Consider the following 17109-nt stretch of genomic DNA (forward strand, 5'->3'; position numbering starts at 1 on the left):
ACTCCGCTATATCTGGCGGAGTTTATTTTTGGTTATCGTAGATTTCCATTATTTTCTTAACTGCAGCTGCTGGTGATAATTCAGCATGAAGAACATTGGAACGAATGTGAGGCAATTGTTTTTTCACTGCTTCATTTTCGAAAAAACGACGCTTTAATTCATCTTCTATCATCCAGTCCACCCACTCTAGTAGTTGTTCTTTCCGTCTTCGTTCAAACACACCTGAATCTTTCGTCACTTCTTCAAATTTTAAAATGACATCCCAAATGCCACGAATATTGTCACCTGTCATTGCTGAACACGTGAATGCTTTCGGTTTCCAGCCTTCCGTCGGCGATTGCAAAAAATATAAAATACGATTATATTCGGCTCGCGCCTGCAATGCTCGCTGCTTGTTGTCACCATCGGCCTTGTTAATAAAAATAGAATCAGCTAGCTCCATGACACCTTTTTTCATTCCTTGAAGCTCATCGCCTGCACCAGTAAGTGCAATAACGAGAAAGAAATCAACCATTGAGCGAACAGTGACTTCGTTCTGTCCGGTTCCGACAGTTTCAATAATGATGACATCAAAGCCAGCCGCTTCGCAAATGAGCATCGTTTCACGCGTTTTTCGAGTCACTCCGCCGAGCGTACCACCTGAAGGAGACGGTCTGACGAAAGCTTTTGGATTGCGTGCAAGCTTCTCCATTCGTGTTTTATCACCGAGGATGCTCCCACCTGTTACAGTTGAGCTAGGGTCTATCGCGAGAACGGCAACCTGATGCCCATCATCGCAAAGCATCGATCCAAACGCTTCAATGAGTGTGCTCTTTCCCGCTCCAGGAACACCTGTTATTCCAATGCGTATGGAGTTACCTGTGTGTGGCAATAACTTTTTTAATACTAGTTCTGCAAGCTCACGATGTTTTTTTGCATTGCTTTCGATAAGCGTTATTGTACGGGCTACCATCACACGATCACGAGAGAGCACTCCTTCTACGTAGTCATCAACGGTGAACGGTCTATGTCTTTTTTTCTTTGTCATATTGTTTCGCTCAATCTTTCTTCAATTTTTTCAAGCACTTTTTGAGCCGCTACAGGAATGACTGTGCCTGGTCCGAAAATTTCACATGCACCATGTTCTTTTAGAAATTCATAGTCTTGAGGCGGGATGACTCCTCCGCAAAAGACAAGAATATCTTCTCGTCCGAGCTTTTCAAGTTCAGCGACAAGCTTCGGAAGCAATGTTTTATGTCCGGCCGCAAGACTGCTCATCCCAATCGCATGGACATCATTTTCAACCGCTTGCAACGCTGTTTCTTCAGGTGTTTGAAAAAGTGGACCGATATCGACATCAAAACCGAGGTCGGCAAACGCAGTTCCAATAACTTTTGCTCCACGATCGTGTCCATCTTGCCCCATTTTTGCAATCATAATCCGTGGACGTCTGCCTTCTTCTTCGAAAAATTCATCAGACATCCGTTTCACCCGTTCCACTTCTTCTTCAACTCCAAATTCAGAACTATACACACCGCTAATTGCTCGTATCGTCGCCCGATGGCGTCCGACGACCTTTTCATACGCATCGGAAATTTCACCGAGACTTGCCCGTGCACGTGCGGCATCAACTGCGAGAGTAAGTAAATTGCCTTCGCCAGTTTCGGCCGCTTTCGTAATGGCTTGCAATGCCGCTTGGACCTGTGTCTCATCTCGTTCAGCACGCAACTTTTTCAAACGTTCTTTTTGCGCTTCAAGAACAGCTGTGTTGTCAACTTCTAGAATGTCGAGTTCTTCTTCCGTTTCCGGACGATATTTGTTTACACCGATAATCGCTTCTTTTCGAGAGTCAATCAGTGCTTGTCTACGAGCGGCAGCTTCTTCGATCCGCATTTTCGGCAAGCCTGTTTCGATCGCCTTTGCCATACCGCCAAGCTCATCAATTTCTTTTATATGTCCCCAAGCTTTTCTGACGAGTTCTGCTGTTAATCGCTCAACGTAATATGACCCGCCCCACGGATCGAGCACGTTCGTAATTCCTGTTTCTTCTTGTAAATGAAGCTGTGTATTACGTGCAATACGCGCTGAAAAATCTGTAGGTAAGGCAATTGCTTCATCAAGTGCATTCGTGTGCAGTGATTGAGTATGCCCAAGGGTGGCTGCAAGTGCTTCAATCGCGGTTCTCGTCACGTTGTTAAACGGATCTTGTGCTGTTAAACTCCAGCCAGATGTTTGGCTATGTGTACGAAGTGCCATTGACTTTTCATTTTTCGGATTGAACTGCTTCATCAGCTTTGCCCAGATGAGTCGTGCAGCACGCATTTTTGCGACTTCCATAAAATAGTTCATCCCGACCGCCCAGAAGAACGAAAGTCTCGGAGCGAATTTGTCAATATCAAGCCCTGCCTCTAGTCCCGTTCGTACATATTCAAGTCCGTCGGCAAGCGTGTAGCCAAGCTCTAAATCAGCAGTTGCCCCAGCTTCTTGCATATGGTAGCCTGAGATGCTAATCGAGTTAAACTTCGGCATATGCTCAGACGTGTACTTAAAAATGTCTGCAATAATCCGCATTGATGGGCCTGGTGGATAAATGTACGTATTCCGAACCATATATTCTTTTAAAATATCATTTTGAATCGTTCCTGACAGCTGATGTGGTTTCACACCTTGTTCCTCAGCTGCCACAATGTAAAACGCCATCACTGGTAGGACAGCGCCGTTCATCGTCATCGATACTGACATTTGATCAAGTGGGATGCCATCAAATAAAATTTTCATATCTAAAATCGAGTCAACTGCAACACCTGCTTTACCAACGTCTCCAACGACACGGGGATGATCAGAGTCATACCCACGATGTGTTGCCAAATCAAATGCAATTGAAAGTCCTTTTTGCCCTGCAGCTAAGTTACGGCGATAAAACGCATTGCTTTCTTCAGCCGTCGAAAAGCCAGCATATTGTCTTACTGTCCACGGTCTTGTTTTATACATGGCAGGATACGGTCCTCGAAAAAACGGAGGAATGCCTGCAACGTAATCAAGATGTTTCATACCTTCGATATCTTGCTTTGCGTAAACAGGGGCAACATCGATGCTTTCAAGCGTTTTAAAGAGAAGTTCATCTAGTGATTTTCCAGTTTCTTGTTTGGCAAGCTCACGCCATGTCTGGACATCACTCGGTTTCGTACGTACAGAATACGCGATTTTTGTAAAATCAGGCTTTGTCAATGTTCAGCACCCCTTTCTTTCTTTGCAATTGGACGAGAACGTCATATACGTTCGACTTAGCATGAATGGTATCAGCAAGCCCTGCTTGTTTGTATCGAGATAATTCTTCGTTTGATAGATTTCCTGCCACATACACCGTCGTTTTTTCCGATGCTAATTTTTCTAACAATACAGGAACAGCTTCTCGGTATATGTCATCTTTTGAACAAATGACAATCGTACCTGCTCGAGATTCCCTTGCTGCTACCACAACCTCTTCTATTGTTGCGAAACCATTGTTTGAAACGACTTCAAATCCGCCAACTTCAAAAAAACTACTCGCGAAATCTGCACGTGGTTTGTAGTCCGCAATCGGTCCGACATTCGCAAGAAATACTTTTTCACGCTTTCCCGTTTTTTCAAGATGACGTTCCATTGCAAGCCGCAGCTGTTCAAACGGCTCTGCTCCCCGTTTTTGCGGAATGCTTTCGATTGTCGTTGAAGTTTGTTCAAGCTGCAATGCGTGAAGAATATCGACGATTGTCGTACCGTCGCTAGCTGCTTCAATGGCATTATCAAAAATCGTTTTTCCTGTTACATCAAGCGACAGAGCACGCTTCTTACTCTGTTTTTGTTCAATTTTCTCTCCTTGCTGTTCGCTTTCGATTTGGACAACTTCAAATGGATTTGCATATTTATTAGTACCGACAAACACGTCTTTACGATGTTTAATATTTTTATCGCGTTTCGCTGCTATTTCCGCTATTTTTGCTTGAGGAAACCCTAATCGAAGAGCCGCAAACATCCCACCTTTTTCCTCAACGTGTTGAAACAGTTCCCATGACTTTTTCGCAATTTCATCAGTTAGTGCTTCGACATACCATGAGCCGCCAGCTGGATCATTCACTTTTCCGAGATGCGCTTCCTCCTGTAAAATAATTTGCGTATTTCTCGCAACTCTTCGTGAAAAGTCAGTCGGCATTTGTGTCAGTTCATCGAATGGTGCGATGTGCATACTGTCAACACCACCGACTGCACCCGCAAATGCTTCGATTGCCCCTCGTAAAATGTTTACGTGCGGATCATAGATCGTTTTATTCCATTTCGACGTTTCAGCATGAATAAACATTCGTTGCGCTTTGTCGTTACCGCCAAACGCTTTCACGATATTTGCCCAAAGCATGCGAGCTGCACGAAACTTAGCAATTTCCATAAAAACATTCGAGCCGATTGAAAACGAAAATGTCATTCGGCAAGCCACTTCATTTATCGTCAGTCCACGCTTCAGCATATTTTCAACGTATTCAACCGCTGTGGCCAGTGAAAATGCGAGCTCTTCAACAGCACTTCCGCCACCGTTATGGTATGGTTGGCCTTGTACAAGAAGCGTAGATAATTGCGGAATATGGTGCACCGCCCATTCAGTAGTAATAGCGAGCGTATCATAAATCGATGTGAGCGAATAAGGGAGTGAGCCATTTTCGACGAGTAACCCGAGCGGATCAGCTGCTACTGTTCCTTTAACATCGCCAAGAAACACTCGTTTCTCTTTCAAATGAGCTGCAAATGATGCGAGAAATGGGAGTGATATCGCATGTGTAGAAACATACACTGGAAAGTGCTCAAGATTAATATTTTCAAAGAGAATATTTAAGTCTTCGATGTCTTGAACGACTACCCCTTTTTGTTCATTTACCATCGTCGTGTCATGGAGTACAAAATGGACACTCGTTTGCCCATGTTCAAGATCATGTTGTATCGCTTCATTCGCTTTTTTAGGTTGCTGATAAGCGATCTTTTGATTTACAATCCATGGCTCATCTTGATTGCGAACCGACGTCGTGCCACGCTGAAACGGAAAAAAGCCAGGAAGTGAATCAATATACAGCAACGGTTCGAGCACTTCTTTTTGATACATCGGTTGCAATGTAATGCCTTCATATGTTTTCGTTAAAAGCTTTTCAAACGATGCACCTTTTAACGATTTTTCAGTGATGTTTTTCCATTCTTCATACGTAGGAACTGGAAATTCATTAATTTCATTTAACACTTCTTGTAACGTTTTTTCGCTCATCTTGTCGCGCTCCCTTGTCGATGAAGACATAGGAAACACTTCACTCCTTTCATGTTTGAGTTGTTAGAAAAAACCGTGAGTAGGCTTGCTTTTGTTTCGCTTCGTCAGTAAGCGACGCGTGCATAATCAAATCTGCAAAAATTGCAGCAATCTCTTCGAGTGAATATGTTCCATCTGTTTTATACCATCGGTACGTCCAGTTAATCATACCGAATATCGCCATTGACATAATTTCAACGGGCACTTCTTTACGAAACTCCCCAATATTAATCCCTTCTTGTACGACAGAAAACATAATTTCTTTGTAACGGTCACGTTTTTTTTCAACTTTCTCAGTAAATTCAGCTGCTAAATAAAGGCTTTCTTGATAAAATACCGTCACATGTGCACGATATTTCTCAAACATCATAACGAATGATTTTACAATTTCATAAAGACGCTCCGCCGGTGTATTCCACTTTTCGTAGGCTTCTTCAGCTTTGTCTAAAACATATGTAATAAAATAATCATGAATCGTGAAAAGCAACTCATCTTTCGATTTAAAGTTGTGGTAAAAACCACCTTTCGACGTCCCGCTCTCTTGAACAATTTTGTCCACAGTTACTTTATTGTAACCATACATTTCAAATAACTTGAGAGCGGTATCAGTAATTTTTTCTTTCGTAGACTTCGACCCATTCATCGCTTTCCTCCGTAACGTTTGTCGATCCCCCCTCTAGTGTGCAGACCGACCAGTCTGTCTTTATTTAAATTGTATGAATTTTTCAAGGGATTTGCAAGGAAAAAAGGCTTGCCATCGTCGCTAAAAAACGACAGCAAGCCATGTAAGCAGTCTTACTAGTTGTTGCAAGTGCTGAAAATGCTCCACAGTAAAAATCTATCTTACTAGAAGGAGAAAGTTTGTTAAACTTATATTAAATCAATTTCCAATTTTCGCCAACAATTATTCGGAAAATTTTTATTGTTTGTGATTGTCAGTTGAATAGTGTTTCTAGCATAGGCACACTAAAACGGAATATCATTTAAACGCAATGAGTCTGTTTGCAGCCGACTGCTTTTTAAAAATAGAAGTATTATGAGGTTTCTAATAGGAAGACTAAAGTAAAATCTTCAACGTTCAAAGTAGAGTTTGTTATAAGGCACTGCCGAACAATAAGCAAATCTCTTTGGAGTTTAAAATGAATTCGTTTAGTTTCTCCAAAACGTTGAACAGTTCGCCTTGTCCTGTATGTTAAACGTAATCATTTTCTCTAATAACGAGAAATTAACTGGTTGTTCCCAAGGAATTCGTACTAACTGCTTCGTATGATCATACCCAGTCTCTACAATGTCATTCGTAAACTGATTAATGCCTTCTTTCTCAGGAGCAACAGCTAAATGATGTTTGGCGATACTGAAGCCAATAATATATGTGCCGTGATCGGTAAACATCGGTTGGTTCCACGCAATCTTTGGTTCTAAGTTAGGAAATTGTTTCCCTACCCAAGCCAACACTTCTTCCATTCGCTCTCGGTGGGTGGGGGTATCGATCTTAGCTAAATATTCTTGAAAAACTTCCATATTATCTCCTCCTTCAATAAAGTCGTACTGTCAAAAGTTTTTTAATGAAAAATTGTAAAACCCTTGGTATTCATGAACTTAAGGGTAAAAAGTGTTCTTCCCCCCCCTTTATGAGAGGAGATTAACATCATTTTCCCGCTGAGGCTTTACATTGAGTGACGAGAATGATAGGCTATAAAGCCTTACGCAACAAGAATTGCTGCGTCTTTACGTAAAGAGTCATGCTCGTGGAGGCTCAATGTCAAGCCTTCAATTTTCGGAGAGTTTTCATAAATCTTTTGACGTTACCAATAAAGTTCCTGTTTTTTTTAAGATTCATGACTTGTTAGGGCAAGCGTTTTCGTTGTTTGCTAGCAAGACCTTGTACTCGCTTAATTCTTTTTGAAAAATGACAAACTTACTTGGGATCGCTTGCATTTTTGCCAACCGCGGAAACAACGCCTCAAGCGATTCTGTGTAAATCGGCTTATAGCCAATACGTGTGTACCAATTTTTCAACATCGTTTTAGCTGGGTGGGATCCTTCCTTAGGGACTAACAATTCAAGTTGCATTTTGCGAAGGTGTTCCTTTTGACATTTCTGTTCAGCATAGCGAACTAACTCTCGTCCAATACCTTCGCCCTGAGTGTTTTTGTCCACTGCTAGTAGTCCAAATTCTCCGATTTCTTGGTCAACCCGACGAACTCGAATACAACCAACAATTTGACCCATTAATCGAGCAACAGCAATCTCTCCTTTGCTCGTATACCCTCTTATTTCCTCTATAGTCGTACGATCTACACCTGGTAGCCAAAAATCTCCTTCTGATACAGCGTACACACGGTTAACGATGTTTGTAATGCGTTCCATATCCGCATTATTCATGCTGGCGTTACGAGGTAACATCTTTATTTCTAATGACGGGTTAATAAGCGGTTCCTCCTTCTACTGTTCAACGTATCAAAAGTTCACAAGCGATATGTGCCCATTTAACGATTGAATAAATTATATCGCCTTAAAGCTTTGAAATCTAGAGTGATATGCCTAACCATGATTACTTATTCAACACAGTGAAATCTATAATTTTACACCCTTTTCCTACAATGTGATTCCTAAAAAAGTGGTTTTTCTCTTCTTATGAAATGCTTGCTTTTCCCTTTTTGCGTAATCCATTTTTATTTTTAACGACATTTAATGAATGAGAAAGGAAGGATGTGATCAACGATTTTATTTATTATTGCGGGCTTGGCCGAAGTCGGCGGGAGTTATCTTATCTGGTTATGGCTACAGAAGGCAAGTCTTTCCATTTGGGTTTAAGTGGTGGTTTTGCTCTTTTTCTACGGTGTTATCGCTACATTCCAAGCATTAGTATATGCAGCTTCGGTGGGGTCTGTATCGTAATTTCAGTTTTTTGGGATAGGGTATTGATAAGAAAACACCAGTTTAGTTGGTGTATTCGTTATATTGTTCGCACCTCGACATTAAATAGATACATATCTAACACGATTTTCGTAATATAATGTGTCAAATGTTGTTCAATGGACAAACCTAAAATTGATGAACATATTTTCAAATGACACTTTTACTAAATACGGATCCGTGGTGTTGCTTCCCATTCAAAATGACATCACAGTTGTGAAGTTTCGGTGCATCTGTTCTAATCAACTGATTAGCAAAACTTATGAATGATCTGGACATTAACTTCCTCAATGGGAAACTGCTGACATTAGCATGAGCCCTTTAGACACAGATCAAAAGTAGAGCGAACGTTTCCGGGGCTCTTGCATATCTCGCATTGAACTATAAACAGTCTAGCGTTCTCTTCGATGTATTTAATCAACTCCTTATCTGCTTTCGGTTGTGTTTGCATTTCACTGGGAATCCGACGCTCACCATTTCAATAACAATGTAAATCACTAAACAAGTGATAATCTGAAATCTAACTTTGTCTTCGTTTTACCCATGACAGTAATGCTATTTCGTCCACATAAATAGAATAATAAAACAAATTACTCCCATTATGTAGCTAAATGATGTAAAATCGAACGAGAGAAGGTCTGGGATTGTTTTGTCAGAAAGGTGAGGCTGTCATGAATACTCAAGCATCACAGTTAACAACAGCGAGTGATAAAATATGGACCCGTGATTTCGTATTCGTTTGCTTTGCAAACTTTTTTATTTTTTTAGGCTTTCAAATGACGTTGCCGACGATACCACTGTTCGTTGAATATTTAGGCGGGAACGATCGATTAATCGGAATTGTTGTTGGTATTTTTACATTTTCGGCCCTTCTTATCCGCCCTTGGGCTGGGCACGCCCTTGAAACGAAAGGTCGGCGGTTTATATATTTACTCGGTCTTGCCATTTTTGTTATTTCTGTCGGATCCTATATGTTCGTTGCAAGTCTTTTTTTTCTGTTTGCAATGCGTATTATACAAGGAGCTGGTTGGGGTCTGTCAACGACTGCAGGTGGTACTGTCGCGACGGACTTAATTCCTCCGAAACGCCGGGGAGAAGGAATGGGCTATTTCGGTTTATCAGGAAACATTGCGATGGCATTTGGACCAGCGTTAGGTCTTGCGCTCGTTCCGATTGTAAATTTTCATATTTTGTTCCTCATTTGTGCAACTTTAGGTGCTGCTGCTCTCTTGCTCGGTTCCTTTATCAGATATAAGCCAGTTAAAGCGAACGTCGCCCAAATTCCCAAAAAAAAATGGGATTTTTATGAAAAGTCCGCATTGAAACCGGCAATTTTACTTTTTTTTATAACAGTAACGTTTGGTGGAATCGCAACATTCCTTCCACTTTACGCCCTGGAAGTTGGAATTAATGGGATTGAGTGGTATTTCTTTTTCTTTGCCATAGCAGTTATGTTTTCTAGAACATTTGGTGGACGACTGTATGATCGAAGAGGCATTCGTGTCATTTTTATTCCTAGTGCGCTTTCGATTATTTTAGGTATGTTATTGCTTACATTTCTCGCTCATGAATGGATGCTTATTTCGGCGGCAATTTTTTACGGTTTAGGATTTGGCATGATCCAGCCCGCTCTGCAAGCATGGGCAGTGAACAAAGCCCCTTCCGATCGAAAAGGGATGGCAAATGCAACATTTTTCTCATTTTTTGATCTCGGAGTGGGTCTCGGTGCAATGCTGTTCGGTTTTATCCCTAATTTTTTCGGGTACGGCGGTATTTATGCTATGGCGGCACTATCTGTCAGTACGTCAATCATTTTGTACATCCTGTTCATGAAAAAAGAACCTGAACACGTTTAAAAAAGAAGCTACGATTTGTGTAGCGTTTTCGTTGGCAAAAAACAGCTTGTCAATAGATATGCAAATAAGTATTAGGCAATTATGTTAGAGAGATTAGGGGGACGGACTCAGGCATAGAATGCTGCGCTTTAAAAGCAAAAAAAAGACATCACGATTTTTTAGTGATGTACTTAAAAAGAATAAATTTCCTTATCTCATCTTTATTCAATATAGTTTGTCCACTGTTCAACTCCGTTTTTTCGACTGATGAAGATTTAGTTAGCCATTGCAAACAGTAAAGCTACGATAGACACAATGATGAAAATTAGTAGTAACCAGAACATGTAATAAGGGGGTTTTTCGTTCATTCTTCCTCCTCCTCATGAATCTGTTTACTATACATATATTCATCACTTTCGTTCATCATGTTTATTTAAGCTCGATTGGGTTTCAACCAAGTTTTAAATGTTAAGTAAAATACAAAACATAACATGACTAGTGCAAACAACCATTTTGAACTGACGACTCCATGAACGATAAGAAAAATAAAATAAGCTGGAGCCGTGAATATCAATAAAATTTGCTTTTTCACGCTCTTTAAATCGGCTCGATCACGCGCTACGATTTCAATAAAAGGGGACCGTTCAAATTGCTCCCACTCCCCTTTCACCATTTGATAAAAGAGAAGTAAGATCATGATCAGAACAATCATATTCCATCCGCCAGGAAATAAGATTAATGCCACAATTGAAAAACCTAAAAAACGAACATATGAAAAAATATGTTGCGGCTTTCTTAACCACGCTTTAATATAGTGCTCGATGGCAACATGATGAAAGCTTCGCTGCTTAAACCACTGATTAGATTTCCGAAAGATCCATGGTTTCCTGCGTTGTTTAATCTTGCGCCTTTCGATCGCACCAGATTGTAAGAGCATTAAACTTGCCACAAAATATTTAGAATCTATTTCCCGTTCCAATTCTTCATGAAAATGCCCAATAACACATATTTTCAAGCGACTAAGGAAAATAACAAACGCTACCAATACAAGAACGATTATAAAAGAAACGGTTGATTTTAAATCATCAACACTTAATATAAACACACGATTACAGAGTAAAAAAATTGAAGTTAACAATAAAAAACGAATGAATCTTCTTGACACGAAGAAAAATAAAGATTGCTTTATGAGTAAAAACACCGCTTTCCAAAGAGAAAGCAAAATAAACATCCGAATTAGTTCATGAATAGCATGCTGTTGCTTCACTAAATATGGTAAAAAAACAGCTAGAATAAAAGCTACGGCAACCGTTGATTTAACTAAAGAATAGCCGATTCCGAACGACCGTAGCGTAAGATAAACAGAACGCTTCTGCAGTAAAAATAATTGATCGGCTTCTTCGATAAATAAGCGAATGCTCCCCATCCATGCCAAAACGTAAAACATAAATAAAAAGCTAGTAAACGACAGATCATCCATCCAAATCGGCGTTTCGACCCACCAGGAACGATAAACGGCGACTGCAACGATAACAGCTGGAATAAGCAAATAAACGAAAACGGTCCAATCAATGCCAAGCCGCCAAGATTTCACTTGAAAGCGAAAGTTTTGTAAAAAGCGTTGCAAAAATAATTTTGCTGCCGTCATGATTCAACAGCCTCCAACAGTCGATCGAAGCAATCTAACAGCGACCCATTTGGAAGCTGACTTCGTTCACGCAAGTGGGCCAACGTCCCTTGCGCAATGAGCGTACCCCCAGAGACTAACAGGATCCGATCACAAATCTTTTCGGCTGTATCGAGAACGTGCGTTGACATGAATATTGCTGCACCACGCTCTTTTTCTTCTAAAATCATGTTTAGAAGCTCCTTCGTTGAACGCGGATCAAGTCCGATAAACGGTTCATCGATAATATACAGTTCTGGCTTAAGCAAAAATGCGAGCACGAGCATGACCTTTTGTCGCATTCCTTTTGAAAAGCCTGTCGGTAAATCATGTTTCACGTGGTCAAGCTGAAATCGGGTGAGAAGAGTGTTTGCTCGTGCTTCCCATTTTTCCAAATGAAACGCGGCTGTCGCAAACTCAAGATGCTCCCAAAGTGTCAACTCATCATAAAAAATTGGATGCTCTGGAATGTATGCATACCGAATATCATCGAGTGAAACCGTCCCTTCAAACTTTGGAAGTAAGCCCATCATTGCTCTCATCGTCGTACTTTTTCCTGCTCCGTTCGCTCCGATAAGACCAACTAGTTCACCTTGTCTCAATGTAAATTGTATGTCTTTAATCACTTCTGGATCGTCTAAGTAACCTGCGCTTTTAATCTTAATCGTTATGTTGTTCATCGTTGTCTATAAAACTCGCTTTCCGTTTTTCAATAAACGCTGAAATGCCTTCTTTACCTTCCTCTGAGCCTGCCCGTGTTGCAATGAGATCGGACTCTAATGCCATTTGTGATTCAAGTGTTTGTTCATCGCTATTGTATAGGAGTAGTTTAGCAGCTCCGTACGCGTGAACAGGCCCTTCGCATATTTGCGATGCAAGCTCGTTTAATTCTACTTCAAGGTGTTCATCGGAAACTACTTTTGTTGCGATCCCCCACTCGACTGCTTCCATTGCAGTGAGTACACGGTTTGTCAACGTTAATTCCAGCGCACGTTTTATTCCGACTAGCCGAGGAAGGAAGTAGCTTGATGAGCCATCTGGGGTTAAGCCAACATTCGTATAAGCCATCGTTAACTTCGCTGATTCCACCACGATAACGATGTCACCTATCATCGCTAAACTCATGCCAGCTCCGGCAGCGATTCCATTCACGCCTGTAATGACAGGTTTTTTCATACGAACAAATCGAGAAATAGCTTCATGCAGTGGAATAGTGACTCGTTTTAAATGCTTCGAAACATCTTCTTCACCTAATGCAAAGCTTTTTAAATCACCACCGAATGAAAACGTATTGTCTGTACCCGTAATCACAATGACACGAATAGTGTCATCTTGCTCACACGTCCAAGCGACATCCATTAATTCATTCGCCATGTGTAAATTTAGCGCAGGCCGAATGAGTCGAATCCATGCAACGCGGTCAACAATCTCAAAATTCAACGTTTTATATCCCAAACCTTTCCCCTCCTCTTTCCAAAAACAGATACCCTTTACATATGAAAATAGTTTAAAAATTTAATTCGATTATAGCACATTTATTATTTTAAAAATTCGGATTTTTCATTGTGATAAACCATTTCGTTAGTAGAAAACTAAGTGGCTAGCACTCTTCGAAAGTTACTTTGTCACTTAGCAATTCCTTTAGGTTGGACTTTCACCGACTAGCAATTAATGGCTTGCGAAGTACGCCACATACAAAAGACCCCCAACAACAATGTTGAGGGTCGGTTTTTGTACTCAAGATTAGGCAGGAGGAAAGGGAGATTAGAAAGCCCTGCCTGTACTTGAAGTTTTTAATTATTGAATACCATATTTAGCTTTTGCTTCAAGACGGCGGCGGTGTAGGATTGGCTCTGTATATCCGCTTGGTTGCTCTTTTCCTTCGAATACGAGATCTTTTGCGGCTTGGAATGCAACTGAGTCGTCGAAGTTAGGAGACATTGGACGATATAATGGATCGTCAGCGTTTTGTTTATCAACAACTTCAGCCATGCGCTTAAGCACATCTAATACTTGTTCTTCTGTGCAAACGCCGTGATAGAGCCAGTTTGCCATCAATTGGCTTGAAATCCGTAATGTAGCACGGTCTTCCATTAAGCCGACATCATTAATGTCAGGTACTTTCGAACAGCCTACACCGAGTTCAACCCAACGAACTACATAGCCAAGAAGTGTTTGTGCACTGTTCTCAAGCTCTTCATTAATTTCTTCAGGTGACCAGTTTGGATTTTCTGCAACTGGTACTTCCAATATGTCATCACGATAATCTTTAAGATTTTTCGCGATTTCTTCTTGGACTTCTCTTACGTCAACTTGGTGGTAATGAAGTGCGTGCAATGTTGCAGCAGTTGGTGAAGGTACCCAAGCTGTATTCCCACCTGCTTTCAGATGACCGATTTTTTGCTCAAGCATGTCAGCCATCTTATCAGGCATTGCCCACATTCCTTTACCGATTTGTGCGTGACCCTTTAAGCCTGTCTGAATCCCGACAGCCACGTTATTCTTCTCATAAGCATCTAGCCATGTCGATGACTTCATATCGCCTTTGCGAATCATCGGACCAGCTTCCATTGATGTATGAATTTCGTCACCAGTACGGTCTAAGAATCCAGTATTAATAAAGAAGATTCTTTCTTTTACTTCATTGATCGCATTTTTCAAGTTCAAGCTTGTGCGACGCTCTTCATCCATTACACCCATTTTAAGAGTGTTGCGTTTTAACTCAAGCATATCTTCAACGCGACCGAATAGTTCATTTGCGAACGCAACTTCTTCAGAACCGTGCATTTTCGGCTTAACGATATAAACAGAGCCGTGCTCAGAGTTTTTGAACTTCGAATTGCCGACAAGCTCGTGCTTTGCCATTAAGCTTGTGAACACACCGTCCATAATTCCTTCAGGAACTTCTTGTCCATCTCCGTATAAGATCGCGTTGTTTGTCATTAAGTGACCTACGTTACGAATGAGCATGAGGACGCGACCTTTAAGTGAAAATTCTTCACCGTTTGGAGCTTTGTACGTACGGTCATCGTTAATCGTACGAACAACTTTCTTTCCGTCTTTTACAAATGTTGACGAAAGATCGCCTTTGATTAAACCTAACCAGTTACGATAAACTGTAACTTTATCATAAGCATCAACTGCTGTTACAGAGTCTTCACAGTCCATAATTGTTGATGTTGCCGATTCGATATAAAGGTCTTTTACGCCTGCTTTATCATCTTTTCCGATAGAATGACTACGATCAATTTGAATTTCAACATGCAAGCCGTTGTTTTTCACTAAAATAGCTGTAGGCTCGTCTGCTTCACCTTGGTAACCAGCGAATTGAGCTTCATCTTTCAAGCCAACAGTTTCGCCATTTTCTAACGCTACTGCTAGTTTTCCATCAGCAACCGTATATTTTGTAGCATCTTTATGGGAGCCTGATGCAAGTGGAACGTGCTCATCGAGGAAGTTTTTCGCATAATCAATTACTTTGTTACCACGAACAGGATTGTAGGCGCCTTTTTTCTCAGCTCCGCCTTCTTCGCTAATTGCATCTGTTCCGTATAGGGCGTCATAGAGAGAACCCCAGCGAGCATTTGCAGCGTTCAAGGCATAGCGAGCGTTATCAATTGGAACGACAAGTTGTGGTCCTGCAAGTTCTTGAATTTCTTTGTCAAGACCTTCTGTCGTGATGTTGAAGTCTTCAACTTCAGGCTCAAGGTAACCAATTTCTTTTAAAAATGCCTTGTATTTTTCGAAATCGATTTGTTTATTTTCTTTATGCCATGCATCAATTTGTTTTTGGAGTTCCTCACGCTTCTCCAACAATGCTTTATTCTTCGGTGCTAGGTCTGCGATTAACTGATCGAGGTCAGCCCAAAACTTGTCCTGATCTAGACCTGTTTCCGGAAGTGCTTCAGAGTTAACAAAGTCGTAAAGAACTTTTGCTACTTGAAGATTACCAACTTTTACGTAATCAGCCACTCAAAATTCCTCCTTAGTAATATTGTTCTTTCTGTATCTATCCTATATTCTAATATAAGAAGACTATAAATAAAAATATTTGTTTTGCATGGGACTTATAACTTTAAGCTATAGCTCAAGTCGATATTTTTATTGTCTCTTAAGTCTCGTTGTAGAACGAAACTAAACAGTTTACCAATAGTGTTCAAAATCAACAATGTAAACAGTCTTTGTTTTTCGAAAGGGTGCTCATATGGATATTCGTCAACTCGAATACTTTATGGAAGTTGCGAAACAGTTAAATTTTACAAAAGCTGCTTCAACCTTGCACATCTCACAACCATCTTTAAGCAAAACGATTAAAAATATGGAAGATACGCTCGGTGTGCCTCTCTTCTATCGTTCGGCAAAGCAACTGGAATTAACCGACGCAGGAAAGGCACTTTTAACCAATGCTAAGACCGTCATCGATGCATTTAACAACTTAACTTCAGAACTGACGGATGTCGTCAATTTAAAAAAAGGGGAAGTCCGAATTGGCATCCCTCCTATCATTGGTGCAGCATTTTTCTCAACGATTATAAGTCAGTATATTGAATCATATCCAGGTATTCAAGTGACATTAACTGAGGTCGGGTCAAAAAAAATTAAAGATGGCGTCGATGAAGGAACGCTCGATATTGGATTAATTTGCAATTTGCCTATTCAAAAAGGGAGCTTCGAGACGATAAAGTTATTAAAGGACCCTTTAATGCTTATCGTTCATCATGAACATCAGTTAGCTTCAAAGCCGTTCATCACATTTAAAGAAATCGAAAGTGAACCTTTTATTCAATATCGGCATGATTTTTCATTACATGACAGCATTATGGAAGAATGTGCAAGACACGGCTTTTATCCACATATTGTATGTGAAAGTTCACAGAAAGATTTTATGATTGAAATGGTTGAAGCGAAATTAGGTGTCGCATTGCTTCCAAGCAAAATTTGCGCAAACATTATTAACGAAAACATTGTCTCCATCCCGATTGAAGATCACCCAGTCAACTTAGAACTGGGAATGATTTGGAAGAAAAATAAATATCTTCCATTTGCAGTTCGTGAATTTATCGAAATTTGTGAAAAACATCCGCTGTAATCACAAGCCGGATGTTCCATTACTCTTTTTATCATTCGTGTAGCTCTTCTATACTATGATAAGAGAATCACTTGCGGTGATGAATCGCAGCCGAAAAATTCGTAGTGTAAACACTTCTATGAAAACTATTCGAATATGGAAGATTTGACATTGAGCTTACACGAGCAAGAATTATTTCGTAAGGACGCAGCAGTTCTTGTTGAGCAAGACTTTTTAACCTGTCATGCTCGTCACTGAATGTAAGCCTCAGCAGGAATCTTCTCTCATATAAGGAGGGAACACTTTTCGTAAATTCATTAAT

General features: G+C 40.6%; 13 protein-coding genes. 3 read left to right on the top strand and 10 right to left on the bottom strand.

Annotation, left to right across the window (positions count from 1 at the left end):
- Window positions 1-22: 22 nt before the first annotated feature.
- From meaB to ABU914_RS06075, 6 genes are all read right to left on the bottom strand, one after another.
- A complete protein-coding gene (gene meaB / locus ABU914_RS06050) occupies window positions 23-1027 on the bottom strand; it encodes a methylmalonyl Co-A mutase-associated GTPase MeaB (RefSeq protein ID WP_379668837.1) in 1005 nt (334 codons plus the stop codon).
- Entirely contained in the window at window positions 1024-3207 is a 2184-nt protein-coding gene (gene scpA, locus ABU914_RS06055; RefSeq protein ID WP_379668838.1) for a methylmalonyl-CoA mutase, read from the bottom strand. Before scpA ends, meaB begins: the two co-directional genes overlap by 4 nt.
- Window positions 3194-5260, bottom strand: a complete 2067-nt coding sequence (locus tag ABU914_RS06060) for a methylmalonyl-CoA mutase family protein (protein ID WP_379668839.1) — start codon at window positions 5258-5260, stop codon at window positions 3194-3196. The genes scpA and ABU914_RS06060 overlap by 14 nt, the downstream gene beginning before the upstream one ends.
- A gap of 49 nt (window positions 5261-5309) precedes the next feature.
- Window positions 5310-5942, bottom strand: a complete 633-nt coding sequence (locus ABU914_RS06065; RefSeq protein WP_379668840.1) for a TetR/AcrR family transcriptional regulator — start codon at window positions 5940-5942, stop codon at window positions 5310-5312.
- Between the two features lie 506 nt (window positions 5943-6448).
- On the bottom strand, window positions 6449-6820 hold the full coding sequence (locus tag ABU914_RS06070; protein WP_379668841.1) for an iron chaperone: 372 nt from the start codon (window positions 6818-6820) through the stop codon (window positions 6449-6451).
- A 315-nt stretch (window positions 6821-7135) separates the two neighbouring features.
- Window positions 7136-7669, bottom strand: coding sequence for a GNAT family N-acetyltransferase (locus ABU914_RS06075; protein ID WP_379668842.1), 534 nt, complete (start codon window positions 7667-7669; stop codon window positions 7136-7138).
- A 375-nt stretch (window positions 7670-8044) separates the two neighbouring features.
- On the opposite strand from ABU914_RS06075, the gene ABU914_RS06080 reads away from it, so the two are divergent.
- Entirely contained in the window at window positions 8045-8116 is a 72-nt protein-coding gene (locus ABU914_RS06080) for a hypothetical protein (RefSeq protein ID WP_379668874.1), read from the top strand.
- A gap of 773 nt (window positions 8117-8889) precedes the next feature.
- Window positions 8890-10074, top strand: a complete 1185-nt coding sequence (locus tag ABU914_RS06085) for an MFS transporter (protein ID WP_379668843.1) — start codon at window positions 8890-8892, stop codon at window positions 10072-10074.
- A 412-nt stretch (window positions 10075-10486) separates the two neighbouring features.
- On the opposite strand, the gene ABU914_RS06090 is transcribed toward ABU914_RS06085, so the two are convergent.
- The 4 genes from ABU914_RS06090 to ABU914_RS06105 all read right to left on the bottom strand — a co-directional run bounded on the left by ABU914_RS06090 (window position 10487) and on the right by ABU914_RS06105 (window position 15691).
- Entirely contained in the window at window positions 10487-11701 is a 1215-nt protein-coding gene (locus ABU914_RS06090) for an ABC transporter permease (protein ID WP_379668844.1), read from the bottom strand.
- Entirely contained in the window at window positions 11698-12399 is a 702-nt protein-coding gene (locus tag ABU914_RS06095; protein WP_379668845.1) for an ABC transporter ATP-binding protein, read from the bottom strand. The genes ABU914_RS06090 and ABU914_RS06095 overlap by 4 nt, the downstream gene beginning before the upstream one ends.
- Entirely contained in the window at window positions 12380-13174 is a 795-nt protein-coding gene (locus ABU914_RS06100; RefSeq protein ID WP_379668846.1) for an enoyl-CoA hydratase/isomerase family protein, read from the bottom strand. Before ABU914_RS06100 ends, ABU914_RS06095 begins: the two co-directional genes overlap by 20 nt.
- 342 nt (window positions 13175-13516) lie before the next feature.
- Window positions 13517-15691 carry a malate synthase G gene (locus ABU914_RS06105; protein ID WP_379668847.1) on the bottom strand — a complete coding sequence of 725 codons (2175 nt, stop codon included), beginning with the start codon at window positions 15689-15691 and terminating at the stop codon, window positions 13517-13519.
- Window positions 15692-15923: 232 nt separating this feature from the next.
- Here ABU914_RS06105 and ABU914_RS06110 point away from each other — a divergent pair, with 232 nt between their 5' ends.
- Complete coding sequence (locus ABU914_RS06110; protein ID WP_379668848.1) at window positions 15924-16808, top strand: LysR family transcriptional regulator; 885 nt, start codon at window positions 15924-15926, stop codon at window positions 16806-16808.
- Window positions 16809-17109 lie beyond the last annotated feature (301 nt).

It is taken from the genome of Pueribacillus sp. YX66 (genome assembly GCF_041725775.1).
Taxonomy (GTDB): domain Bacteria; phylum Bacillota; class Bacilli; order Bacillales; family UBA6769; genus Pueribacillus.

Coding starts and splice junctions, on each gene's coding strand:
- meaB (WP_379668837.1), bottom strand. CDS start 1,027: ATGACAAAGAAAAAAAGACATAGACCGTTCACCGTTGATGACTACGTA.
- ABU914_RS06060 (WP_379668839.1), bottom strand. CDS start 5,260: ATGAGCGAAAAAACGTTACAAGAAGTGTTAAATGAAATTAATGAATTT.
- ABU914_RS06065 (WP_379668840.1), bottom strand. CDS start 5,942: ATGAATGGGTCGAAGTCTACGAAAGAAAAAATTACTGATACCGCTCTC.
- ABU914_RS06070 (WP_379668841.1), bottom strand. CDS start 6,820: ATGGAAGTTTTTCAAGAATATTTAGCTAAGATCGATACCCCCACCCAC.
- ABU914_RS06075 (WP_379668842.1), bottom strand. CDS start 7,669: ATGGAACGCATTACAAACATCGTTAACCGTGTGTACGCTGTATCAGAA.
- ABU914_RS06085 (WP_379668843.1), top strand. CDS start 8,890: ATGAATACTCAAGCATCACAGTTAACAACAGCGAGTGATAAAATATGG.
- ABU914_RS06090 (WP_379668844.1), bottom strand. CDS start 11,701: ATGACGGCAGCAAAATTATTTTTGCAACGCTTTTTACAAAACTTTCGC.
- ABU914_RS06095 (WP_379668845.1), bottom strand. CDS start 12,399: ATGAACAACATAACGATTAAGATTAAAAGCGCAGGTTACTTAGACGAT.
- ABU914_RS06110 (WP_379668848.1), top strand. CDS start 15,924: ATGGATATTCGTCAACTCGAATACTTTATGGAAGTTGCGAAACAGTTA.